General features: G+C 65.5%; 18 protein-coding genes. 11 read left to right on the top strand and 7 right to left on the bottom strand.

The window, feature by feature from the left end:
* Positions 1-62: 62 nt before the first annotated feature.
* The 5 genes from THIX_RS21115 to THIX_RS21095 are packed head-to-tail and all read left to right on the top strand — an operon-like array spanning position 63 to position 5,491.
* Positions 63-1,286: a CaiB/BaiF CoA-transferase family protein gene (locus THIX_RS21115; RefSeq protein WP_112487777.1), complete on the top strand. Its 1,224-nt coding sequence runs from the start codon at positions 63-65 to the stop codon at positions 1,284-1,286.
* A gap of 12 nt (positions 1,287-1,298) precedes the next feature.
* On the top strand, positions 1,299-2,282 hold the full coding sequence (locus THIX_RS21110) for a hydroxymethylglutaryl-CoA lyase (RefSeq protein ID WP_112487776.1): 984 nt from the start codon (positions 1,299-1,301) through the stop codon (positions 2,280-2,282).
* A complete protein-coding gene (gene leuC / locus THIX_RS21105) occupies positions 2,279-3,712 on the top strand; it encodes a 3-isopropylmalate dehydratase large subunit (RefSeq protein WP_112487775.1) in 1,434 nt (477 codons plus the stop codon). The genes THIX_RS21110 and leuC overlap by 4 nt, the downstream gene beginning before the upstream one ends.
* A complete protein-coding gene (leuD, locus tag THIX_RS21100; RefSeq protein ID WP_112487774.1) occupies positions 3,712-4,353 on the top strand; it encodes a 3-isopropylmalate dehydratase small subunit in 642 nt (213 codons plus the stop codon). The genes leuC and leuD overlap by 1 nt, the downstream gene beginning before the upstream one ends.
* A 25-nt stretch (positions 4,354-4,378) precedes the next feature.
* Positions 4,379-5,491 carry an NADH:flavin oxidoreductase/NADH oxidase gene (locus tag THIX_RS21095; RefSeq protein WP_112487773.1) on the top strand — a complete coding sequence of 371 codons (1,113 nt, stop codon included), beginning with the start codon at positions 4,379-4,381 and terminating at the stop codon, positions 5,489-5,491.
* An 80-nt stretch (positions 5,492-5,571) separates the two neighbouring features.
* On the opposite strand, the gene THIX_RS21090 is transcribed toward THIX_RS21095, so the two are convergent.
* On the bottom strand, positions 5,572-6,741 hold the full coding sequence (locus THIX_RS21090; protein ID WP_112484535.1) for an IS4 family transposase: 1,170 nt from the start codon (positions 6,739-6,741) through the stop codon (positions 5,572-5,574).
* 798 nt (positions 6,742-7,539) lie between these two features.
* Here THIX_RS21090 and THIX_RS21085 point away from each other — a divergent pair.
* Positions 7,540-8,154 (top strand): protein-L-isoaspartate(D-aspartate) O-methyltransferase, encoded by a 615-nt coding sequence (locus tag THIX_RS21085; protein ID WP_112487772.1) that lies wholly within the window; start codon positions 7,540-7,542, stop codon positions 8,152-8,154.
* Positions 8,155-8,386: 232 nt separating this feature from the next.
* On the opposite strand, the gene THIX_RS21080 is transcribed toward THIX_RS21085, so the two are convergent.
* The 5 genes from THIX_RS21080 to THIX_RS21060 form a co-directional block, all read right to left on the bottom strand.
* Positions 8,387-9,739: a (Fe-S)-binding protein gene (locus THIX_RS21080; RefSeq protein ID WP_112487771.1), complete on the bottom strand. Its 1,353-nt coding sequence runs from the start codon at positions 9,737-9,739 to the stop codon at positions 8,387-8,389.
* Positions 9,736-10,413: a hypothetical protein gene (locus THIX_RS21075; protein ID WP_112487770.1), complete on the bottom strand. Its 678-nt coding sequence runs from the start codon at positions 10,411-10,413 to the stop codon at positions 9,736-9,738. The genes THIX_RS21080 and THIX_RS21075 overlap by 4 nt, the downstream gene beginning before the upstream one ends.
* Before the next feature lie 456 nt (positions 10,414-10,869).
* Positions 10,870-12,225 carry an IS1182-like element ISThsp16 family transposase gene (locus tag THIX_RS21070; protein WP_112484377.1) on the bottom strand — a complete coding sequence of 452 codons (1,356 nt, stop codon included), beginning with the start codon at positions 12,223-12,225 and terminating at the stop codon, positions 10,870-10,872.
* Positions 12,203-13,285, bottom strand: coding sequence for a filamentous hemagglutinin N-terminal domain-containing protein (locus THIX_RS21065; protein ID WP_112487769.1), 1,083 nt, complete (start codon positions 13,283-13,285; stop codon positions 12,203-12,205). The genes THIX_RS21070 and THIX_RS21065 overlap by 23 nt, the downstream gene beginning before the upstream one ends.
* A 27-nt stretch (positions 13,286-13,312) precedes the next feature.
* Positions 13,313-15,049, bottom strand: a complete 1,737-nt coding sequence (locus tag THIX_RS21060) for a ShlB/FhaC/HecB family hemolysin secretion/activation protein (RefSeq protein ID WP_112488535.1) — start codon at positions 15,047-15,049, stop codon at positions 13,313-13,315.
* A 521-nt stretch (positions 15,050-15,570) separates the two neighbouring features.
* On the opposite strand from THIX_RS21060, the gene THIX_RS23240 reads away from it, so the two are divergent.
* From THIX_RS23240 to bioF, 5 genes are all read left to right on the top strand, one after another.
* On the top strand, positions 15,571-15,741 hold the full coding sequence (locus THIX_RS23240) for a carboxypeptidase regulatory-like domain-containing protein (RefSeq protein ID WP_146748650.1): 171 nt from the start codon (positions 15,571-15,573) through the stop codon (positions 15,739-15,741).
* A gap of 335 nt (positions 15,742-16,076) precedes the next feature.
* Positions 16,077-17,468, top strand: a complete 1,392-nt coding sequence (gene bioA / locus THIX_RS21050) for an adenosylmethionine--8-amino-7-oxononanoate transaminase (RefSeq protein ID WP_112487767.1) — start codon at positions 16,077-16,079, stop codon at positions 17,466-17,468.
* Between the two features lie 88 nt (positions 17,469-17,556).
* A complete protein-coding gene (gene bioD, locus THIX_RS21045) occupies positions 17,557-18,231 on the top strand; it encodes a dethiobiotin synthase (RefSeq protein ID WP_112487766.1) in 675 nt (224 codons plus the stop codon).
* Positions 18,228-18,716 carry a hypothetical protein gene (locus tag THIX_RS21040; RefSeq protein ID WP_233224668.1) on the top strand — a complete coding sequence of 163 codons (489 nt, stop codon included), beginning with the start codon at positions 18,228-18,230 and terminating at the stop codon, positions 18,714-18,716. Before bioD ends, THIX_RS21040 begins: the two co-directional genes overlap by 4 nt.
* Positions 18,717-19,017: 301 nt before the next feature.
* Positions 19,018-20,181 (top strand): 8-amino-7-oxononanoate synthase, encoded by a 1,164-nt coding sequence (gene bioF, locus THIX_RS21035; protein WP_112487765.1) that lies wholly within the window; start codon positions 19,018-19,020, stop codon positions 20,179-20,181.
* Between the two features lie 166 nt (positions 20,182-20,347).
* On the opposite strand, the gene THIX_RS21030 is transcribed toward bioF, so the two are convergent.
* Positions 20,348-21,703, bottom strand: a complete 1,356-nt coding sequence (locus THIX_RS21030; protein WP_112484377.1) for an IS1182-like element ISThsp16 family transposase — start codon at positions 21,701-21,703, stop codon at positions 20,348-20,350.
* Between the last annotated feature and the right edge of the window lie 49 nt (positions 21,704-21,752).

The following is a 21,752-nucleotide window of genomic DNA, read 5'->3' as shown; positions in this document are numbered from 1 at the left end:
TGGTTAAGCATGCGTCGAGGGGTCGGTGCTCGACGCAACTCCCTTTCCGAACGCCTTCCATCATGCAAGAACAAGCCACTGTCGCCGGGCCTGGCGGACCCCTCCCATTGGCTGGCGTCCGCGTCGTCGAGCTCGGCACGCTGATTGCCGGACCCTATGCCGCTGCGCTGCTGGCCCAGTTCGGCGCCGAAGTGATCAAGATTGAGTCGCCCGGGCTCGGTGATCCGCTGCGTTACTGGCGCAAACTGCACCAGGGCACGTCCCTGTGGTGGTACGCGCAAAGCCGCAACAAGAAGTCGCTCACCGTCAATCTCAAGCACCCCGACGGGCAGCGCATCGTGCGTGAACTCGCGGCAACCGCGGACATCGTGATCGAGAATTTCCGCCCCGGCACCCTGGAGCAGTGGGGGCTGGGCTGGGAGGACATGCACCGCATCAACCCGTCGCTGATCATGGTGCGCGTGTCCGGCTACGGCCAGACCGGCCCGTACAAAGACCGCCCGGGGTTCGCCGCCATCGCCGAGTCCATGGGCGGGCTGCGCCACCTGGTCGGCGAGCCCGGGCGTCCCCCTGTGCGCACCGGCGTCAGCCTGGGCGATACCCTGGCCTCGCTGTACGGCGTGATCGGGGCGATGATGGCCATGCACCACCTGAAGGTCAACGGCGGGGGCGGGCAGTTCATCGACGTCGCGCTATACGAAGCCGTGTTCGGGATCATGGAAAGCCTGGTGCCGGAGTATTCCGCCCAGGGCTTCGTGCGCGAGCGCAGCGGCGCCACGCTGCCGGGCATCGCGCCGTCGAACACCTATCTGTGCCGCGACGGCCGCTACGTGATCATCGCCGGCAACGCCGACAGCATCTACCGCCGGCTGATGCACGCCATCGGCCGCAGCGATCTGGCCGACGACCCGCAACTGGCGCGCAACGAGGGCCGCGTGCGCCAGGCCGAGATGCTCGACGAGGCCATCGGCGCGTGGACCGGAGCCCACGACCTTGAGCATGTGCTGCAGGTTCTGGAGGCGGCCGAGGTGCCCAGCGGGCACATCTACACCGCGGCCGACATCCATGCCGACGCGCATTACCGCGCGCGCGAGATGATCGAGCCCCACACGCTGCCCGACGGCCAGCAGGTGGACTTCCCCGGGGTCGTGCCCAAGCTGTCGCAAACCCCCGGCCGCACGCGATGGCTGGGGCCGACGCTGGGCGAGCATACCGAGCAGATTCTCGAGGAACTGGGTTACGGAGCCCAGGCGCGCGGGCACTTGCGCGCCGCGGGTGCAATCTGAAGGAAATCCGACATGCTGCAAGCAACCCAGGGCAAACGCCTGTACATCCAGGAAGTATCGGTGCGCGACGGCTTCCAGATCGAGCCCGTGTTCGTGCCCACCGCCGACAAGATCGCGCTCATCGACCGCCTGTCGCGCAGCGGCCTGGCGAAAATCGAGGTGACTTCCTTTTCATCGCCCAAGGCCATTCCGGCGCTGGCCGACGCGGCCGAGGTGATGGCCGGCATCGTCCGCGTGCCCGGGGTCGAGTACGCCGCGCTGGTGCCCAACGCCAAGGGCGCCGAGCGCGCGCTGGCCTGCCGGGTCGATGAACTCAACATCGTGATGTCGGCCAGCGAGAGCCACAACCGCGCCAACCTGCGCATGGCCCGGGAGCAGTCGCTGGCGCAGTTCGCCGACATCGTCGCGCTGGCGCGCGGGCGCAGCGAGATCAACGCGTCGCTGTCGACCGCCTTCGGCTGCCCGTTCGAGGGAGAAGTCGGACAGGCCGAGGTGCTGCGCCTGGTCGAGCGCATCGCCACCCTGGGCATCCGGCGCCTGACCCTGTGCGACACCACCGGCATGGCCCACCCCGTGCAGGTGCGGCAGCTCTGCGCAGCGGTGATCGCGCGCCATCCGCAGATCATGCTGACCGCACATTTCCACGACACCCGCGGCATGGGCCTGGCCAACGTGCTGGCCGCGCTCGAGGCCGGGGTGGATCGCTTCGACGCCTCGCTGGGCGGCCTCGGCGGATGCCCGTTCGCGCCGGGCGCCAGCGGCAACGTGTGCACCGAGGACATGGTGCACATGCTGCAGGCCATGGGCTACGCCACCGGCGTGGACCTTGGCGCGCTGATCGAATGCTCGCGCACGCTGCCCGGCTTGGTCGGCCACGACGTTCCCGGCCAGGTGGCCAAGGCCGGGCCGTCGAGCCGGCGCTACCCGCTGCCCGAGGGCGCCGGGCAGCCGCGCCTGGCGGGCGCCGCGCCGGTTTGCGGGGCGGCCGCGGCATGAGGGCGCAAACACTGTTCGACAAGCTCTGGCAGCGGCACCTCGTGCCGCTCGCCACGGATGCCGATCCCGAAGCGCCCAGCCTGCTCTACATCGACCGCCACCTGGTGTACGAGGTCACCAGTCCGCAGGCCTTCGAAGGCCTGCGCCTGGGTGGGCGCAAGCCCTGGCGCGCCTCCACGGTGCTGGCAACGGCCGACCACAACGTGCCGACCACGGCACGCGAGCGCGGCGTGGCCGGCATCAGCGACCCGCTGTCGCGCAGGCAGGTCGAGCAACTCGGGCGCAACTGCGCCGAGTTCGGCATCACAGAGTTCGGGCTCGGCGATCGGCGCCAGGGCATCATCCACGTCATCGGCCCCGAACAAGGCGCGACCCTACCCGGAATGACCGTCGTCGCGGGCGACTCGCACACCAGCACCCACGGCGCGTTCGGCGCGCTGGCCTTCGGCATCGGCACGTCCGAGGTCGAGCATGTGCTCGCCACGCAGTGCCTGTCGGTGCGCCGCATGAAGACCATGCTGGTGCGCATCGACCCGGCCCTGCCCTGGGGAGTCAGCGCGAAGGACCTGGCCTTGCACATCATCGGCCGCATCGGCACTGCCGGCGCGACCGGCCATGCGATCGAGTTCGCCGGCGAGGCCATCTCGCGCCTGTCGATGGAAGGCCGCATGACCCTGTGCAACATGGCCATCGAGGCCGGAGCCCGCGTGGGCCTGATCGGCGTCGACGACACCACCATCGACTACCTGAAGGGACGCCCCTACGCGCCTTCCGGAGCGCTGTGGGCGCGCGCCGTCGACGACTGGCGCGGTCTGCGCAGCGACGATGGCGCAGCCTTCGATGCGCGCATCGACATCAACGCCAGCCAGGTGCGACCGATGGCCACCTGGGGCACCTCGCCCGAGATGGTGGTGCCGATCGACGCCCTGGTGCCCGACCCCGCGCGCGAGAGCGACCGCGCCAAAGCCGCCGCTATGACCCGGGCTCTCGCGTACATGGGCCTGCAACCCGGCACACCCATGCGCGACATCGTGCTCGACAAGATTTTCATCGGTTCGTGCACCAACTCGCGCATCGAAGACCTGCGCGCCGCAGCCGCCGTGCTGAACGGCCGCCGCATCGCACCCAACATCCGCCAGGCACTGGCCGTGCCTGGCTCCGGCCTGGTCAAGGCGCAGGCCGAGGCCGAGGGCCTGCACCACGTGTTCCGCAACGCCGGTTTCGCCTGGCGCGACCCGGGCTGTTCCATGTGCCTGGGCATGAACGACGACCGCCTTCAGCCCGGCGAGCGCTGCGCATCCACCTCGAACCGCAATTTCGAAGGCCGGCAGGGCACGCTGGGGCGCAGCCACCTGGTCAGTCCGGCGGTGGCGGCTGCATCGGCGCTGGCCGGCAGGCTGGCCGCACCCGGCCCTTGGAGCCCGCTCTGATGCAAGCCTTCACCGTGCTGGACGGCCTCGTGATGCCGCTGGACCGCGCCAATGTCGACACCGACGCGCTGATTCCCAAGCAATTCATCAAGTCCATCGAACGCTCGGGCTTCGGCCCCAACCTGTTCGACGAATGGCGCTACCTCGATTCCGGCGAGCCCGGCCAGGACCCGGCGCAGCGCCGGCCCAACCCGCAATTCGTGATGAACCAGGCGCGCTACGCCGGCGCGTCGATTCTGCTGGCGCGGGAGAACTTCGGCTGCGGGTCGAGCCGCGAGCACGCGGTCTGGGCGCTCGACAACGCAGGTTTCCGCGCCGTGATCGCCCCGAGCTTCGCCGACATCTTCTTCGGCAACTGCTTCAAGAACGGCGTGCTGCCCATCGTGCTCGACGCGGCGCGGGTCGACGCCCTGTTCCAGCGCGTCGAGGCGCATCCCGGCTGGCGCGCGCGCATCGACCTGAGCGCGCAGACCCTCGCCACGCCGGAGGGCGACGTGTTCGGATTCCCCATCGACGCCCACCGCAAGCACGCCCTGCTCGAAGGGCTCGACGACATCGCCCTCACTCTGGCGCAGGCCCCGCACATCCGCGCCTACGAGCAGCGCCGCCGCGCCAGCGAACCCTGGCTGTTCCAGACCTGACACCCACCACACTCCCCATGCACCCATGAGTCAACTATTCACGGCATTCCGGCTCGGCGAACTCGAGCTGCCCAACCGCATCGTCATCGCCCCGATGTGCCAGTATTCCGCCGAAGACGGCTGCGCCAGCGACTGGCACCTGATGCACCTGGGCCAGCTGGCCATCTCAGGCGCGGGCCTGCTGATCCTCGAGGCCACCGCCGTCGAGCCGGCCGGGCGCATCACGCCGCAGGACCTGGGCCTGTGGTCCGACGCCAACGAGGCCGCGCTGCGCCGCGTGCTGGCCGCGGTGCGGCGGCACGCACCGATTCCGATCGGCGTGCAGCTCTCGCACGCCGGGCGCAAGGCCTCGAGCCGCGCCCCCTGGGAGGGCGGCTCGCTGCTGCGTCCCGACGAAGGCGGCTGGGACTGCGTGGCGCCGTCCGCGGTGCCGCACGGCGACGCTGAGCCGCCGCCGCACGCGCTCGACGCCGCCGGCCTGCAGCGCATCCGCCAGGCCTTCGTCGACGCGGCGAAACGCGCGGTGCGTCTGGGGCTGGATCTGATCGAGCTGCACGCCGCGCACGGCTACCTGCTGCACCAGTTCCTGTCCCCGTTGTCGAACCGTCGCGACGACGCCTACGGCGGCTCGCTGGAAAACCGCATGCGCTTCGTGCTCGAAGTGTTCGACGCGGTGCGCGCGGCCGTGCCCGCGCGCGTGCCCGTCGGCGTGCGCTTGTCGGCCACGGACTGGGTCGACAACGGCTGGGACCCGGCGCAAAGCGCGGCGCTGTGCGCGGCGCTGGAGCCGCGCGGCTGCGCCTACGCCCATGTCTCCAGCGGCGGGCTTTCGCCGCGGCAGGCCATCACCGTCGGCCCGGGCTACCAGGTCGGCTTCGCCGAATCGATCCGGCGCCACGTCAGCATGCCGGTGATCGCGGTGGGCCTCATCACCGAAGCCGAGCAGGCCGAGGCCATCGTTGCCGACGGCCGCGCCGACCTCGTCGCGCTGGCGCGCGCGATGCTTTATGACCCGCGCTGGCCCTGGCACGCTGCGGCGCGCCTGGGCGCACAGGTCACCGCGCCACCGCAGTACTGGCGTTGCCAGCCTTCGGCACACAAGGCCTTGTTCGGTTCGACCCGCGTCGGCCAGCGATGAGTCGACTTGCCGGCCCCGGCTAGGTGGGCGGCATGTGCCGTGTTGTTGTTGAAGTTTTAGAAAGAGGTAGTAGTGTCCGGTTAAATCTCGAACAGATTCAATTGGTTAGCGATCGAGACCAGTTCGGGTTGGGTGCGATCGGGCTGCAAGGCGCATGAAAGCTGGGTTTTCTCGAAAACCGAGACCGACAGAATCTGTAGACATGTGTAGAGCGAGGCATCGAGGTGAAGCTCCTGTTTGATGATGGCAATCAGCACGTAGGTGGCGATGGCACACCAGATTTGCGTTTTCACCGCGTTCTCGCTGGTGCCCAGAAAACGCTTGATCCGCAGATGCTGCTTGATCCATTTGAAGAAGAGTTCGACCTGCCAGCGGCTCTTGTAGAGTGCGGCGATCGTCAAGGCTGGCAGGCTCGTGTTGTTCGTCAGGAAGATCAGCGTCCTGCCCGATTCGGGGTCTTTGAAACGAATGCGGCGCAGATGCTCGGGATAGTCCCGGCTGGCGTAAAAGCCGTTGAAGCGGATGCTCTGATCGCAGATCACCCCCGTGCTGCGGTCGGTGGCAGCCGAGTACACCCGCCGCGCGTCCATGCCCTTCTTGGCTCGCGTGATGAAGAAGGCGCCGGCCTGATGCAGTGCATACAGCCGCGCGAAATCCACGTAGCCCCGGTCCATCACGTAGAACGCTCCAGCCTCCACGGGCAGGACGTCGAGCACGTTGACATCGTGCAGTTTGCCGTCGCTGATGTGAATGAAGGCGGGAATCGCCCCACGCAAGTCCAAGAGCGTGTGCAGCTTGATGGCGGCCTTGGTGGAGCGAAATGGTGCCCAGTCGAACAAGCTCAGGCACAGATCGATGGTGGTGGAGTCCAGCGCGTAGACCGTGGCGTCGAGCCCCAGGTCCGAAGGCTCCTGCGCATACAGCGCCCGTGCCCGGGCGATCAACCGCTGCGCCAGCGCGTGATAGATGCGCCAATCGCGCTGAGTCAACGCATCGGACAGCGTGGAGCGCGCAGGCACAGCTTTGATCCCCATGTGGAACAGCTTGGTCTGGTTGGCCGCCAGACACGCCTCGATGTCGCGCAGCGATTCGCGCCAGGTGAGTTGCGCGAACGCCAGGACGCGAAACACATCGGCGCACCCCAGCGTACGCACACCGGCATCGCCCTGGTGCCGCTCGATGATGCGACCAAACGTCTTCCATGGCACAAACTCCATCACCTGCGCAAACAGCGTCTTGCCGATGTTCATGCATCACCTCGGGTCGTGCAAACCCGTCAGCATCGCAAATCGGCAAACCGAAATTCAAATCGTGGACACCCATGAATCGCTCAAAACCCGCGTCAACATTGGCTCGGCGGCTCGCTGACATCCAATCAACCGGACACTACTGAGAAAGAGACATGATTCCAGTGGATGTGACAAAAGCCGCTCACTGTTTTTGCAGCAGCACCCCCATCAGCCGCGTCCCCCGTCCCGCCAATCGTGTTCAGCAGCGCATTTGCGCCCCTGACGGTGGGCATGGCTGTTGGCGCCGATGCCGATTTGAGCCATGCTCCGGGTTCGCGGTGAGCCGGTAGGAACGCGCTGAAATTCAAGCCTGATGCCGCGCAGCTCGTTTGCCATGGATCGGTCGACGATCGGCATGTAGCTCAATCGGGATCGGCGCCCACAGCCCGATAGTCTGTGCGGCCGTCTGCCGCAGTCCAAGTGACAAGAATTGCATTCACGTACGTGGCGAAGTGACACGAATTGCCCGTGCCAATGCGCTGCTCGACGCCAGCCTCAAAATCGGCAGTGCAGCGCCGCGCCAGGTGTGAAGCTTTGGGTTGCGAGTCTCCGCAAAAAAGCTCGGCGTTTTCCCGCCTCATCAATTCAACGCTTCGGCCGGCACTCGGCTTGCGCACTCCTGGTCTTTTGATTAATGCAAGTAGCACCCATCGCGACGTTGGCACGCGACTGCGGCATCGCTACTGGCGCCCCATGAAGGACGGCCGCACAATGCCAAAACGGAGCGCACTTGGCGCTGCAGATCGCGAGGAGTCAAGCATGAAGCCCGATTTCATGATCCAACGAAAGTTAATGGTTCATCATCAGCTTGCGAAGCGAGGGATCACAGACCCCTTGGTTCTTGAGGCGATGTTGGCCGTTCCGCGTGAGGACTTCGTGCCTGAAGCTCTGCGGGCATTTGCCTACGATGATGCGCCCCTGCAGGGGCCGGAAGACAACCCGTTTTCTCAACCCTATCTAGTAGCGCAGATGATTGCTGCCTTGGAGCTGAAAGGCGGCGAGATCGTGCTGGAGATTGGCGCCGGTGCGGGTTACAGGGCCGCCGTGTTGTCACATATCGCCAAAGATGTCTACTCGGTCGAGCGAGTCGCGCAGCGTGCTGAGAAGGCAGCGACCGCCTTGATCCAGCATGGTTTTCGCAACGTCCATGTTTTGCATGCCGACGGGATACATGGCTGGCCGGACCATGCGCCATTTGATGCAATCTTGGTCGCAGCAGGAAGCTCGTCAATTCCTAAAGCTCTGGAATCACAGCTCCGCATTGGAGGCCGATTGGTGATCCCAATCGGTCGAAGACAGGAGGTTGAAGAGTTTGTCCGCATAACGCGCCTCTCCGAGGGGGAGTTCAAACGCGAAAGCGTTTCCAGTCTTTGATGAATGGATGGGACCCGGTGTCGCCGCTGCAGGAACTTTTGTCATCGGCTTGTTCTTTTTGCCCGAGACACCAAAGATCGCGACATCGACGCAGCGAGTTGATCACAGCGTGGCCAGCGCCGCGGCTGCGGCGTCGGCTCTCAAGGAAGCGCTGGGCCGTCCCGAGTTTCCTTGACCCCAAGGGGGGCGGGTCGGCGAGCCGACTCTGGAGGCGCACAAAAACGGCGCTCCATCAGGGCGCTGTGGGCGGCGAAGGGTTGTCTACGAGGTTCTGGGCGATGAGTTCCACCAGACTGAGAACGGGCTTGTCCCATGCGGTTTGCTCCGCGCCTGCCAGGAAATTGAGTCGGCAACTGCCGCAGGACGTGACGACGGCTTGCGCGCCACTGTTGTCCACCTGCGCCCGTTTGATGGCAAAGGCCTGCGCCCGCAGCGGAGCCGCGCGGTTGATGAGGAAACCGCCTGCGCCGCCGCCGCAGCACCAGTTCATTTCTTCTGTATCGCGTGGTTCGCGCAACTCGGCACCTGTGGCGCGCAGGGCCACACGCGGCTGCTCGAACACGCCGCCGTGGCGGCCAAGTTTGCATGCATCGTGGAACATCAGGGTTTGATGGGCATCGCCGCGCAGCGGCAACTTGCCTTGCTCCACCAACTCGCCGATCAGTTCGGAAATGGCCAAGACACGGAACGGAAGCGGCTCGCCATGCACCTCGGCGCCTTCCCAGCGCAGCGCGGGATAGGCATGGCCGCACTCCGGCACGATGACCATCTCGGCGCCAACCTCAATGGCTTGGCGGATCACGGCTTCGGAAGCCTTTTTCTGCGTTTCTTCCACGCCGGAGAGCAAGCCGAAGTTTGCGGCTTCGTAGCCATTGCTGCGCAGGGTCCAGTCCAGTCCTGCCGCGTTGAGCACGCGCGCCGTGGCTTCAAGGGCGTCCTGGAACAGCAGGATGTCGAGCACCGTGGTGAGCATCAGCACCTTGGCCTTGGGCTTGTCGAGATGCACGGTGACGCCACGGTTGCGCACCACCTCGACGGTTTGGGCAAGGTGGCCGGCGTCCGCACCGAACACCGTGCCGCGCGCGTCTTGCTCACTTTGCACGGCGCGCAGTTCATCCGGCGCGAGTCCGGCGGCGGCAAGGGCTTCCCGCATGACGTTCACGCCGCGGGCGATGTTGATGCCCATCGGGCAGACCATGCTGCAGCGCCCGCACTCGGTGCAACTATCGAAACACAGCGCCTGCCATTCGCGCAGGTCATCGGCGTCCACGTCCTGGGTGAGTGGCTTCCACAGCCAAGACAGGGGCGCAACCTCGCGCCGCCAGATGCGGCGCAGTAGTTCGAGTTTGTGGGTTGGAATGAGATCCGGGTCGTCACTTTGCACGCTGAACTGACAGGCATCTGCGCAATAGCCGCAACGCACGCAGGACTCCAAGTCGACGGCGAGGCTGCGATCCATTTTTTCCAGCATGAACGTCTTGGCGCGCTTGACGCGCTCCGCGTCCGGCATGTCAATCTTGGGCGCCTGCTCCGCCAAGTGGCTGATGGCGTTGCCGAACTGCACATACATCTCACGATTTATCATGCCCGAACTCCCCGGCGCGCCATGAAGGCACCGAACTGGGCGCGGCCCCAAAACCAGCTCACGGTGTGAAACAGCTTACCGAACGGGAACCACACCAGGAGCAGCTCCAGCGCCATGAGGTGAATGGCCAGCCGTGTCGGGTCAGCGGAGTACCCCTGCGCCGCGTAAGCGCTGGAGGGTTGGTCGATCAATGCCATGCCGGTAAAAATCACCAGGAACAGCAAGCCCCAGGAGATGTAGTCGTCGGCGCCCGAAATGCGGCGCAGCGTGGGGTCCATCAGGCGCATAGCGAGGGCCATGAACAGCGAGATGATGGTCACGCCAGCGGCGAGATACATCACAGCATCCGGCAAGGCGGGCCAGGAGACGCCGAGATGACGCTGCAGAAAGGCAATATGCGGCGCATAGCCGAACACGATGAAGGCCAGTCCGACGTGATAGAAGTAGGGGTTGAGCGTGGCCAATGTGGGGCTGGACCGGGTTCCGGCACGCGGCAGCATGTGGCGCACCACCGTCATCCACACGGCGCCCTGCACATGCACGCGGCGGGGCGCGGAAGCCAGAGGCTTGGTCGGGCGGCGGATCAGGCCGACAGTGCGCCACAGTATCCCGATCACGAAGATCAGCACGCTGATGGCCAGAAGCGCGCCGCGCGCCAAGTTCAGCAGTTCCATGAAAAATTCCTTTGCTTTGCAAGGTTTTTCATACTAGGCTAGAGATTCATCAAGCGCAAGCGTGAATTAATTTGCGTATCCATATGCGTTGATGCCAAATAATTCCGCATTGAAGCAGCCGAATGTTGGACTACAGTGCAGCGAAACAAAATGCCAGCACACGTCGGTTTGTACACAGGAGACGCAAATGCATCCTAAAAAATCGGCACCTCAAGGCTTGGAAAGTGCGGCCCCTATCAAGCGCAGATCGATGTTGCTAGGGGTGGGTGGCGTTGCTGCGGCGGCCCTAGGAGGCTGTCGGACTTGAACCCGAGCGAATCCGATTGATCAGTGCGACGCGTTTTTTTTGACAGCGGCGCGCTGATCGAACGCTCTCGATGGTTGGCGAGACACTGTGAGGGCACATGGGGCGGCCTGGGGACTCGGTTTTGGCGTGGTCGGGGCGCACTATTGCCCTCACGCGGCTCGCAGGACGTGCATGCGCTTGATGTTCCAAGCCATGGTCACCAAGCTCCATTCGCCTTGTGCCTTGGCCAGCCCGCGCATGCTCATCTGGCGCCAACCCATCACTTGCTTGATGATGCCGAACACCGGCTCCACTGTCTGCTTGCGCAGGCCGTACAGGGCTCGGCCTGCTTGCGTGCCCAGGCGGTGTGCCATCTGCACGAGCGGATCCGTCGTCTGGGGCTCGGGCACATCGGGTGCAAAGCGCCCCATCACCGGCGTGTGATGCGACTCCCGCTTGAGCGCCAGCAGCGGCTCGATACCCGCGTCGTTGCACGCGATCACGTTGGCTTGGCTGAAGAAGCCGTTGTCCGTGATGAGCGTGTGCACCTCGCCCAGCACCGCGGGTAACGCTTGGATCTGCTGCAGCGTAGGCACAACTTCGCGCTTGTCGTTGGATGCCTGGCTCACATGCTGGGTGATCACCATCATCGTCGCGATGTCCACGCCGGCTTGTGCGTTGTAGCTTTGCTCGAAGCCCCCACCCGACACGGGCATGATGCGCGACTCTTCATCCGTGAGGTTGACCTGATCGCTGCTCCGGGGGCCGGCCTCTGGCGGCTCAGGGTCCTTGCCGCGCGGCTTCTTGCCCGCCTCGCGCTGGGCTTGGCGCTTGGCGGTCTTGGCCTCGTACTCCTGCTGCTCGACCTGATGGCGTTCGCTGGCGCGCTGCTCGATCTTGGCCTTGGCCTGCGCGATTGCGCTCAAGCGATCTGCACGCAGGGCGATCTCCGCCGGCACATCCATGCCGTCGGGTACCGTCGCGCGGTCGCTGTTCTCTGCCAGCGCCAGCAGCGTTTGTACTTCCTGGCGCAGCTGCGCCTCGATCTTGTTGGCATGAGCCCACGACAAGGCCTTGTGCTTGCTGGCGTTGGCGTCGATCTTGGTGCCATCCAGCGCGATGTGTCCGAGCTTGAGCAGCTTCATCTCGCGCGCCAGAACCAGCACCTGCACGAACAGTGCCTCCACCTCCTTCAAGAAGCGGCGGCGGAACGTCGCCAGCGTGTCGTGATCGGGGTGGGTATTGGCCGCAACAAAGCGGAACGCCACCGAGTCGTAGGTCGCCCGCTCGATCTTGCGGCTGGAGTGCACGCCGTTGGCGTAGCCGTAGATCAGCAGGCCCAGCAGCACCGCCGGATGGTGCGCCGCCGAGCCCCGGCCTGCGTACTGTCGGGCCAGATCGCCCAGATCAAGCTGCTCGATGACTTCGACCACGAAGCGCGCCAAGTGATCAGTGGGCAGCCATTCGTCCACCGACGGTGGCAACAGATATGCGGTGTCTCGGTCAACAGGGACGAAGCGGCTCATCGGCTCGGGCTCTCGGTTGTGCAGCAGCAATTGTCTCGGATAGCGTCTTCATCCGGAAGACCGCAAAGTCCGACAGTCTCCTAGCACGGGTATCTTGCAAGGTCAGGTTGCCATTGCTGCTCAAGACCAGATTGCCTTGCAACGCTGCCAGCCGCCCAGTGCTGTTGATACCCACGCCCTGCTCGGTGGCCACCATGGAAATCTGGTTGGCATACATACCCCCGAGGTTGCGGATGTCGATGGCAAACAGCGGGGCAGCCCCGGTGCCGGTCTGTGGGGTGGCCTGCAAGGTCCCGTCGAAAACCTGGTTGGCGCCGGTCAGCACATGCAGGTCCTGTGCCCACACCCCACCCTCGATCACCACGCTGCGCGCCAGCAGATCCAGGCGCTCCAGGTTGGCCGCGGTCAGGCCCTGGCTGCCCACGTCGATCTGGCCCTGGCGGACATCAAAACCTTGCAGCCCGCCGCCCGCGCCGAGTTGTGGCGTCCCCGTCGTCAGGGTGGCGCGCGCCGTGTTGAGAAAGCCGCAGCCATTGCAGGTGATGCCGTTGGGGTTGGCAATGACGATGTTGGCGCTTTGCCCGGCCACCTCGATGGTGCCCAGCAACTGCGAGGGGTTGTTGGAGACGACCTGGTTGAGAATGATGCGTGCCGGAGTGGTGCCGAGGAGCGGGTTGCCTGCAATCCACCCACCGAGCTGTGTGCTGACGTTGCCGGCACTGTTGTTGAGGATCAGCCCGTTGTTGTGGACATTGAACTGGCTGTATTGGTTGTTCGACACCCCTGCCACGCTGGGCGGGGCAATGTCGACGATGGGCACGCCGTTGCGCGCCCCATCGAGCAGCGGATGAGCATTGGCCGAGGCATTCGGGGCAACCACGACGCCAGGAGTTGCGGCGTAGGCGGGAATCGCCGCGAGCAGGCTCTGACCCAGATAGATGCACAGCACCAAGCGCAAAACCATGCGCTTGCATCCACGCGCGGCCTGAGTCGCCATAGCGAGTTGCGGCTGGGTGAAGCCGGCGGCAGGGGCAAGGACGGCGTGGCGGGTACGGTTCATGATGGAACGCTCGGCTGTGAACTGGGGTTAGAAGCCCGCAGTCACGGACAGATAGAGATTGAGGTGCTTGGTCGCGAAGCCGGCGGGGCGAACCACGGGGGTGCCCAAACCCGCATCGAACTGCAAGCGGCCCGTCTGGCCGCGCAGCCCGATGACGGCTCCGGCGAGTTTGGCACCCACCAGGTTTGCGGCGCTGGGCCCCCACACCCGACCGAAATCGAGCCCGACATAGGCCGCGGTGCTCCAGCCCGGGAAGAGCGCGACCGGGCGGGACAGATCGTTGCGCAGGAAGTAGCCGCTTTCGGCAAGCAGCACGGCGTTTCCGTCAAAGCCGCGCACGCTGTAGCGGTCTCCAACGGAGATCTGATCTTCGCTGACCAGGGTGTCCGGCGTGGACTGGCCGTGGAAGGTCGCGCTGTAAACCCAGGGCTGTGCGCCCACCTTGATGGGTTGGCGCAAGCTGAGGTTCAGCCCCCAGATCTGCGGGCGCAGGGTCAGGCCACCTTGAGATGCGGTGGGCCAATCATCCTGGGCTCCGAAGCTGCCAATGCCATGGCGGTAGTCGAACTGCGCCGAGACCAAGCCGCCAGACGACAGCAACGACTTGATGCTCGCCCCCATATCCACATTGGTCGTGGCGCGCCGTTGCACCAGCAACTCCACATCATCGAGATAGCCACTGGCCTTGCGGATGAACACTGCCCCAAAAACCCCGAATTTGCTCGACGCCGTGCGCCAGATGGTGCGGTCCCACTGGAGCCGGGCGGTTTGGCTGGTGCCGCTGGAGAGAAACTGCGCCGTCGTTCCCTGCACCAGCTGCGCATAACGCACCGTGCTGCCGCTCAGGGTGAAGGTGTTGTATCCCCAGGGAATGCTGTAGCTCAGCCCCAGGCTCTGGGTGCGGTGGCTTGATGCGGGATGTTCGACATTGCTGCTGGCCGTCAGGCTCAGGATGTCGTTGAGGCCGAGTGGGCCGTCCAGCGAGAGGGCGCCGGAGAGTTGCGAACGCCCCAAATATTGGCTGCCGGAGTTGTCCAGAGAGAGGCCGCCATGCAGGCGTTGAGCCAGGGAGGCGCTTTGGCGCTGAAGAACGATGATGCTGGAGTTGGGGGCGGGGCCGGGCTCCAGCAAGGTGTGGACCGACTGGCTGGGCAGACGTCCCATATGCTCGATGCCCTGTTCCAGGTCCCGGATGTTCAGAATCTCGCCGGGGCCGCTCGGGAAGGCGTTGCGCCAAGTACCCCAATCGGTATCCGGTTGGCCGCTGTCTGCGCGCACCATGCGCACGCTGGCCACGGTGCCCACGTCGAGATGAATATCCAGCAGGCCCGATGCCAGGTTCTGGGGTGGAAAACTCACCCGGCTGGTGATGTAGCCCAGGCTGATGAGGTGGTCGTCAAGAACACGGGCAATCGTTGCCAATCCTTGCGTGCCAACGCACTGGCCCAGGACGGGTTGAACGTCCTGGGCCAACCAGTTCAGGCGCTGGGCGTGTGCACCACTGAAACGTATGGTGTCGATCCAGAAGCAGGGCGCTTGATGGGGCAATGTTGTGAGAGTGGACGTCGCTGTAGCGGGCCGCAGATGCTCGGGAGGAGCCGCCAGGAGGCGATGAGCCTCCTGGCGCTGTTCCTGCCGCAGCACCCCTTCGGAGCCGACGTCGAGCGTGGTGGAGGACGCTGTCTGCGCCTGCGCGGCAGGTGCGAGTCCAGTCGTGAGTCCGAATAAACCAGCTAACGCCCAGCCTGGCGTGCGTCGGCGCATGCGGGCGCAGATGCTGGCGGTCAAAATTGGCAAGCCCACTTGCCCTCCCCTGAGTGCCATGTTGTTACACAAGTCGATTAAATGTATCTTTGTGTAATTAATGTAGGGCAAGGAGCCGTGAGATGTCTATTTCAAATTCGAATCAACATTCGAAAATGCGACATTCATGGCTTGGTGCTGCCAACAAAACCTTGGAATCGTGAAATAGTTCACATTCACGTTGGTCATCATGGGGGTGGGTTGCAGGTGAAAAACCAGACGCAAGCGATCGAAAAGTCCGGAAACTGGGATCTGAGACCGGCCGTTCACGCTTTGATGCCGTCGTCATCTAGCGCTGGAGGCGGGTCAGATCGGCCTCGTCCCCCTCAGTGTGAGGGCCAGTGTCGTAGACTCGGACGAGGGTTTTGGATGGGGCAGCGATGGTTCGAGGAGAGCGGGAGCGTCAGCATCGGTTCCGGCTTTGGGCCTTGCTCACGGGACTGGCGACGCTTTGCTGCCTCACTGGTTGCGCCTACACGGCCATGCCCAATCTTCGCGGCGCAGTGATCGACTCGGTCACCAAGGCGCCGATAGCCGGTGCGGTCGTCGACGTGTATGGCAGGGACGGCGTAGCGGAGCATGTGATCACCGATTCCCGAGGCTTCTTTGCCCTCAAGGGGGAGATCCACGACTGGGGGGCCGCCGGGACGTAAGGAGCCGAAGTTGCGCTTTCGCGTGTCAGCTCGGTGCTACCAGACTGTCGAACTGTTCCAGTACTTCCCCAGCTTCAATTCGCTCACCCCACCGAGGATCCAGCCGACGGAACTGTCACCCGCATGTCCGAAACCGGCGCAAACTGCGGTTCATTGATCGTGGCAGTCTGCTTCTGGCTGGTTCCGACCACCCTCCTCCGACTGCGTGGAGCAACGTCGCGCACAAGCCATTCAGCACGGCCGAGGTCGAATGGCTTGTGCTGCGCTACTCGTGGCTCGCCGAACCCCATCCACACGCCTTTTTATGATGCAGGTTTCGGCCTCTCCATTCACACATGACCACCCCACCTCAACCCCCATCCGACCTCCCCGCCCGCAGCGTGCAAGCCGTCTGGCATCCCTGCACGCAGATGAAGCGGCACGAGGGTGCGCCGCCGCTGGAAATCGTGCGGGGAGAAGGGGTGTGGCTGATCGACGCGCAGGGCAGGCGCATTCTGGATGCGGTGAGTTCCTGGTGGGTGAACGTGTTCGGTCACAACCAGCCGCAGATCAAGGCGGCGATTGCGGCGCAGATGGACCGCATCGAGCATGTGATGCTCGCCGGCCTGACGCACGCCCCGGTGGTGGAGTTGTCGGAGCGCCTGCTTGCGCGCACCGGCCTGGGCCACGCGCATTACGGCAGCGACGGCGCCAGCGCCACCGAGATTGCGCTGAAGATGAGCGCGCATTACTGGCGCAATGGCGCCCGGCCGCAGAAGAACCAGTTCATCGGCCTGGCTGGCGGCTACCACGGCGAAACCGTGGGCGCGCTGGCCGTGACCGACGTGCCGCTGTTGCGCCAGAGCTACGCGCCGCTGGTGCGCGTGGCCGCCACCGTGCCGGTACCCGACGCCCGCCGCAAGCCCGCGCAACTGAGCGAAGCCGAATGGGTGGAGCATTGCGCCGCCGCGCTGGAGCAGCACCTGCAGGAGCATGCCGAGCGCACCGCCGCGCTCATCGTTGAACCGCTGGTGCAATGCGCTGCCGGTTTCGTGTTCCATCCGCCTGCCTACCTCGCCCGTGCGCGCGAGCTGTGCACGCAATACGAGGTGCATCTGGTGGCCGATGAAATTGCCGTGGGCATGGGGCGCAGCGGCCGTTTTCTTGCCTGCGAGCAAGCGAACGTGCGGCCCGACTTCCTCTGCCTGAGCAAGGGTCTGACCGGGGGCTACCTGCCGCTGTCGGTGGTGCTCACCACCGACACGGTGTACGCCGCGTTCTACGACGACGATGTCGCGCGCGGCTTCCTGCATTCGCATTCCTACACCGGCAACCCGCTGGCCTGCAGCGCGGCGCTGGCGACGCTGGAGCTTCTCGACGACGCCCGCCTCGCCGCCAACCGCGACCTGGCCGCGCGGCTCGACGCCATCTTCGCCCCGCTGCACGCCCATCCGCGCCTGGCGCATGCGCGGCACATCGGCCTGATCTGGGCCTGGGACGTGACGGACGCCCCGGCCGACTTCGCCCGCCGCTACGCCGCCGCGGCGCTGGCACGGGGTGCGCTGTTGCGCCCCATCGGCAACACGCTGTATTTCATGCCGCCTTACGTCATCGACGAGGCCGCCGCCATGCACTTGCGCGACGCCGCACTGGGGGCGCTGGATGCGGTGCTGATGGAATCGCGCGCGCCAACACCGAGCCCCCTGCACGACGGCACCGCAGTCACGCCACAAGCCGCGCTGCCATGAAGCGGCGAGCTTGCCATCCGGCACCGCGGGGGGATACGCTCCCCGGCATCCATCGCCCCACCCCATGGCACAACGGACAGGAACCGCGATGAACGACCGCCCTGCACCCGCCTGGTTCATCGCCGGCACCGACACCGAAATCGGCAAGACCCTGGTGGCCTGCGCGCTGCTGCACAAGCTGCGCGCGAAGTTTCCGCGCGTGGTCGGCGCCAAGCCGGTGGCGGCGGGCCTGGAGCCTTCCGGCGTGAATGCCGATATGCGCGCGCTGCGCGCCGCCGGCAATGTGCCCGTGCCTGCCGAACTCGACAACCCCTATGCCCTGGCCGAGCCGGTGTCGCCCCACCTGGCGGCCCGGGCCGAGGGCAAGGTCATCGACCTGCATCGCATCGCCAGCAGCGTGGCGCAGTTGCGGACGATGGCCGACGCCGTGGTGGTCGAGGGCGTGGGCGGCCTGCTGGTGCCGCTGTCCGACACCGCCGACGGCGGCGATCTCGCCCGCCTGCTGCGCCTGCCGGTGGTGCTGGTGGTGGGGCTCAAGCTGGGCTGCCTGAACCATGCGCTGCTGACGCAGGAAGCCATCGCCACGCGCGGCCTGCATTTCGCCGGCTGGGTCGGCAACCAGATCGACCCAGCCATGCTGCGCGCCGACGACAACCTCACCACCCTGCGCAGCCGCCTGCGCGCGCCCTGCCTGGGCGTGATCCCCCACATGGCCACCCCCGATGCCGCGCAAGCCGCGAGGTTTTTGGAGTTGCCGACGTGAAGCAAAATCCTGAGGAATTTTCGAGCGCTCGGTGCGCCATGCAGCCCACCCGGCGCAAACCCGGGGCACGCTCAGGAAGCACCTTCGCCATGCGTCACCTGCGTGCGTTCGGCTTCTGGCTCGTGATCCTCGCATGGGCCTTCCTCAATGGAGGCTTTCATGAACTGGTGTTGACCCCATGGCTCGGATCATCTTGGGCGCCACTGGCGAGCGGCCTCCTCCTGAGCCTGTTCATCTTCATGACCGCGCATGTGGCCGTCCCGAGACTGAGTCCAACCCATTCAGGTCAACTCCTGGCTGTCGGATTCATGTGGCTTTTGCTCACACTGTGCTTTGAGTTCGTCTTTGGCCGCATCATTCAGGGCAAGTCCTGGACAGCATTGCTGCACGCCTACGCATTCGAAGGCGGGAACGTCTGGCCTCTCGCGCTGCTTGTGGTTCTCCTCGGGCCCCTACTTGCCGCTCGCCTCAGAGGGTGTGAATGAATCCGGCGTGGCCGAGCAGGGCGCCCAAATGGTTCCAATCAAGGCGCCAAGCACAGCCGTGCCTGACGGCACGGCACGCATTGGCAACGCCGAGTGGGGCCGTTTGGGCGGGATGAGCGGGCATGGTGGATTTGTTCACACCCTCTCAGGTCAGCCCGTGACAGCAGGACCAAGACCCGATGCCTGACGCTCATCTCAAGACAAGGCCCTATGACAGGGGCACTGTGCCTTGTCAGCATCCCCAACCCGAAGCGCCATGCCGCCGAGGCCACCTTCTTGCACTGACTCTTTTCCACTTCCCATGCCGCTTGACTTCTCCGCCGACCTCGCCGCCCTCGACGCCGCGCACCTGCGCCGCAAACGCCGCGTGGTGACGCAATACGACGGCGCGCATCTGACGGTGGACGGCCGTGCCATGCTGGCGTTCTGCGGCAACGATTACCTCGGCCTGGCGCAGCACCCGGCGCTGATCGAGGCGGCGCAAAACGCCGCGGCGCGCTGGGGCGTGGGCGCCACGGCGTCGCCGCTGGTCTGCGGCCACAGCGCGGCGCACGAGGCGCTGGAGCAGGAGCTTGCGGCCTTCGTCGGCTTGCCGCGTGCGCTGTATTTCTACGCGGGTTTCCCGGCCAACGTGGGCATCGTTCCGGCGCTGGTGGAGCGCGGCGACGCGGTGTTTTCCGATGCGCTGAACCACGCCTGCCTGATCGACGGCGCCAGGTTGAGCCGCGCCGAAGTGCAGGTGTACGCCCATGCCGATGTCGATGCCCTGGACAAGTTGCTGGCGGCAAGCCGCGCCCGCCGCAAGCTGGTGCTGACCGACGCCGTGTTCAGCATGGACGGCGACCTCGCCCCGCTGCGCGCCATGCTGGCGCTGTGCGAGCGCCACGGCGCCCTGCTGCTGATCGACGACGCCCATGGCTTCGGCGTGCTCGGCCCCGAAGGGCGCGGCACGGCGGCGCACCTGGGCCTGCACAGTCCGAACCTCGTCTACATGGCCACGCTGGGCAAGGCCGCGGGCGTGGCGGGCGCCTTCGTCGCCGGCGACGATGCGGTGGTGGAGTGGATCATGCAGCGCGCGCGCAGCTACATCTTCGCCACCGCCGCGCCCGCCCTCATCGCCGAGACCCTGCGCTCCAGCCTGAAGCTGATTGCCGCCGAGAGCTGGCGGCGCGAACGCCTGCGGACCCTGGCGGCGCGGCTGCAATCGAGCGCTGCGCACTTGCCCGACGGCTGGACGCTGGGCGCGTCCAGCACCGCCATTCAGCCCATCCTGATTGGCGACAACGCCGCCACGTTGGAGGCCATGGCGGCGCTGTGGCGCGACGGCCTGTGGGTGCCCGCCATCCGCCCGCCCACCGTGCCGCCCGGCACCGCGCGCCTGCGCATCAGCCTGTCGGCCGCGCATACGGCGGAGGACGTGGAGCGACTGATTGCAGCGCTGGTGCGGCTACAGGCCACTGCCTAGGAGGCTGTCGGACTTGAACCCGAGCGAATCCGATTGATCAGTGCGACGCGTTTTTTTTGACAGCGGCGCGCTGATCGAACGCTCTCGATGGTTGGCGAGACACTGTGAGGGCACATGGGGCGGCCTGGGGACTCGGTTTTGGCGTGGTCGGGGCGCACTATTGCCCTCACGCGGCTCGCAGGACGTGCATGCGCTTGATGTTCCAAGCCATGGTCACCAAGCTCCATTCGCCTTGTGCCTTGGCCAGCCCGCGCATGCTCATCTGGCGCCAACCCATCACTTGCTTGATGATGCCGAACACCGGCTCCACTGTCTGCTTGCGCAGGCCGTACAGGGCTCGGCCTGCTTGCGTGCCCAGGCGGTGTGCCATCTGCACGAGCGGATCCGTCGTCTGGGGCTCGGGCACATCGGGTGCAAAGCGCCCCATCACCGGCGTGTGATGCGACTCCCGCTTGAGCGCCAGCAGCGGCTCGATACCCGCGTCGTTGCACGCGATCACGTTGGCTTGGCTGAAGAAGCCGTTGTCCGTGATGAGCGTGTGCACCTCGCCCAGCACCGCGGGTAACGCTTGGATCTGCTGCAGCGTAGGCACAACTTCGCGCTTGTCGTTGGATGCCTGGCTCACATGCTGGGTGATCACCATCATCGTCGCGATGTCCACGCCGGCTTGTGCGTTGTAGCTTTGCTCGAAGCCCCCACCCGACACGGGCATGATGCGCGACTCTTCATCCGTGAGGTTGACCTGATCGCTGCTCCGGGGGCCGGCCTCTGGCGGCTCAGGGTCCTTGCCGCGCGGCTTCTTGCCCGCCTCGCGCTGGGCTTGGCGCTTGGCGGTCTTGGCCTCGTACTCCTGCTGCTCGACCTGATGGCGTTCGCTGGCGCGCTGCTCGATCTTGGCCTTGGCCTGCGCGATTGCGCTCAAGCGATCTGCACGCAGGGCGATCTCCGCCGGCACATCCATGCCGTCGGGTACCGTCGCGCGGTCGCTGTTCTCTGCCAGCGCCAGCAGCGTTTGTACTTCCTGGCGCAGCTGCGCCTCGATCTTGTTGGCATGAGCCCACGACAAGGCCTTGTGCTTGCTGGCGTTGGCGTCGATCTTGGTGCCATCCAGCGCGATGTGTCCGAGCTTGAGCAGCTTCATCTCGCGCGCCAGAACCAGCACCTGCACGAACAGTGCCTCCACCTCCTTCAAGAAGCGGCGGCGGAACGTCGCCAGCGTGTCGTGATCGGGGTGGGTATTGGCCGCAACAAAGCGGAACGCCACCGAGTCGTAGGTCGCCCGCTCGATCTTGCGGCTGGAGTGCACGCCGTTGGCGTAGCCGTAGATCAGCAGGCCCAGCAGCACCGCCGGATGGTGCGCCGCCGAGCCCCGGCCTGCGTACTGTCGGGCCAGATCGCCCAGATCAAGCTGCTCGATGACTTCGACCACGAAGCGCGCCAAGTGATCAGTGGGCAGCCATTCGTCCACCGACGGTGGCAACAGATATGCGGTGTCTCGGTCAACAGGGACGAAGCGGCTCATCGGCTCGGGCTCTCGGTTGTGCAGCAGCAATTGTCTCGGATAGCGTCTT

The organism is Thiomonas sp. X19 (assembly GCF_900089495.1).
In the GTDB taxonomy this organism is placed as follows: domain Bacteria; phylum Pseudomonadota; class Gammaproteobacteria; order Burkholderiales; family Burkholderiaceae_C; genus Thiomonas_A.
The sequence above is the reverse complement of the archived record's forward strand: the minus strand, read 5'-3'. Positions and strand labels throughout refer to the sequence as shown.

Excerpts from the sequence above, each read along its gene's own strand:
- leuD (WP_112487774.1), top strand. The coding sequence starts at position 3,712 with ATGCAAGCCTTCACCGTGCTGGACGGCCTCGTGATGCCGCTGGACCGC.
- THIX_RS21095 (WP_112487773.1), top strand. The coding sequence starts at position 4,379 with ATGAGTCAACTATTCACGGCATTCCGGCTCGGCGAACTCGAGCTGCCC.
- leuC (WP_112487775.1), top strand. The coding sequence starts at position 2,279 with ATGAGGGCGCAAACACTGTTCGACAAGCTCTGGCAGCGGCACCTCGTG.
- THIX_RS21030 (WP_112484377.1), bottom strand. The coding sequence starts at position 21,703 with ATGAGCCGCTTCGTCCCTGTTGACCGAGACACCGCATATCTGTTGCCA.
- bioF (WP_112487765.1), top strand. The coding sequence starts at position 19,018 with ATGCCGCTTGACTTCTCCGCCGACCTCGCCGCCCTCGACGCCGCGCAC.
- THIX_RS21115 (WP_112487777.1), top strand. The coding sequence starts at position 63 with ATGCAAGAACAAGCCACTGTCGCCGGGCCTGGCGGACCCCTCCCATTG.
- THIX_RS21085 (WP_112487772.1), top strand. The coding sequence starts at position 7,540 with ATGAAGCCCGATTTCATGATCCAACGAAAGTTAATGGTTCATCATCAG.
- THIX_RS21110 (WP_112487776.1), top strand. The coding sequence starts at position 1,299 with ATGCTGCAAGCAACCCAGGGCAAACGCCTGTACATCCAGGAAGTATCG.
- THIX_RS21065 (WP_112487769.1), bottom strand. The coding sequence starts at position 13,285 with ATGAACCGTACCCGCCACGCCGTCCTTGCCCCTGCCGCCGGCTTCACC.
- THIX_RS23240 (WP_146748650.1), top strand. The coding sequence starts at position 15,571 with ATGCCCAATCTTCGCGGCGCAGTGATCGACTCGGTCACCAAGGCGCCG.
- THIX_RS21080 (WP_112487771.1), bottom strand. The coding sequence starts at position 9,739 with ATGATAAATCGTGAGATGTATGTGCAGTTCGGCAACGCCATCAGCCAC.
- THIX_RS21090 (WP_112484535.1), bottom strand. The coding sequence starts at position 6,741 with ATGAACATCGGCAAGACGCTGTTTGCGCAGGTGATGGAGTTTGTGCCA.
- THIX_RS21060 (WP_112488535.1), bottom strand. The coding sequence starts at position 15,049 with ATGCGCCGACGCACGCCAGGCTGGGCGTTAGCTGGTTTATTCGGACTC.
- THIX_RS21075 (WP_112487770.1), bottom strand. The coding sequence starts at position 10,413 with ATGGAACTGCTGAACTTGGCGCGCGGCGCGCTTCTGGCCATCAGCGTG.
- bioD (WP_112487766.1), top strand. The coding sequence starts at position 17,557 with ATGAACGACCGCCCTGCACCCGCCTGGTTCATCGCCGGCACCGACACC.
- bioA (WP_112487767.1), top strand. The coding sequence starts at position 16,077 with ATGACCACCCCACCTCAACCCCCATCCGACCTCCCCGCCCGCAGCGTG.
- THIX_RS21070 (WP_112484377.1), bottom strand. The coding sequence starts at position 12,225 with ATGAGCCGCTTCGTCCCTGTTGACCGAGACACCGCATATCTGTTGCCA.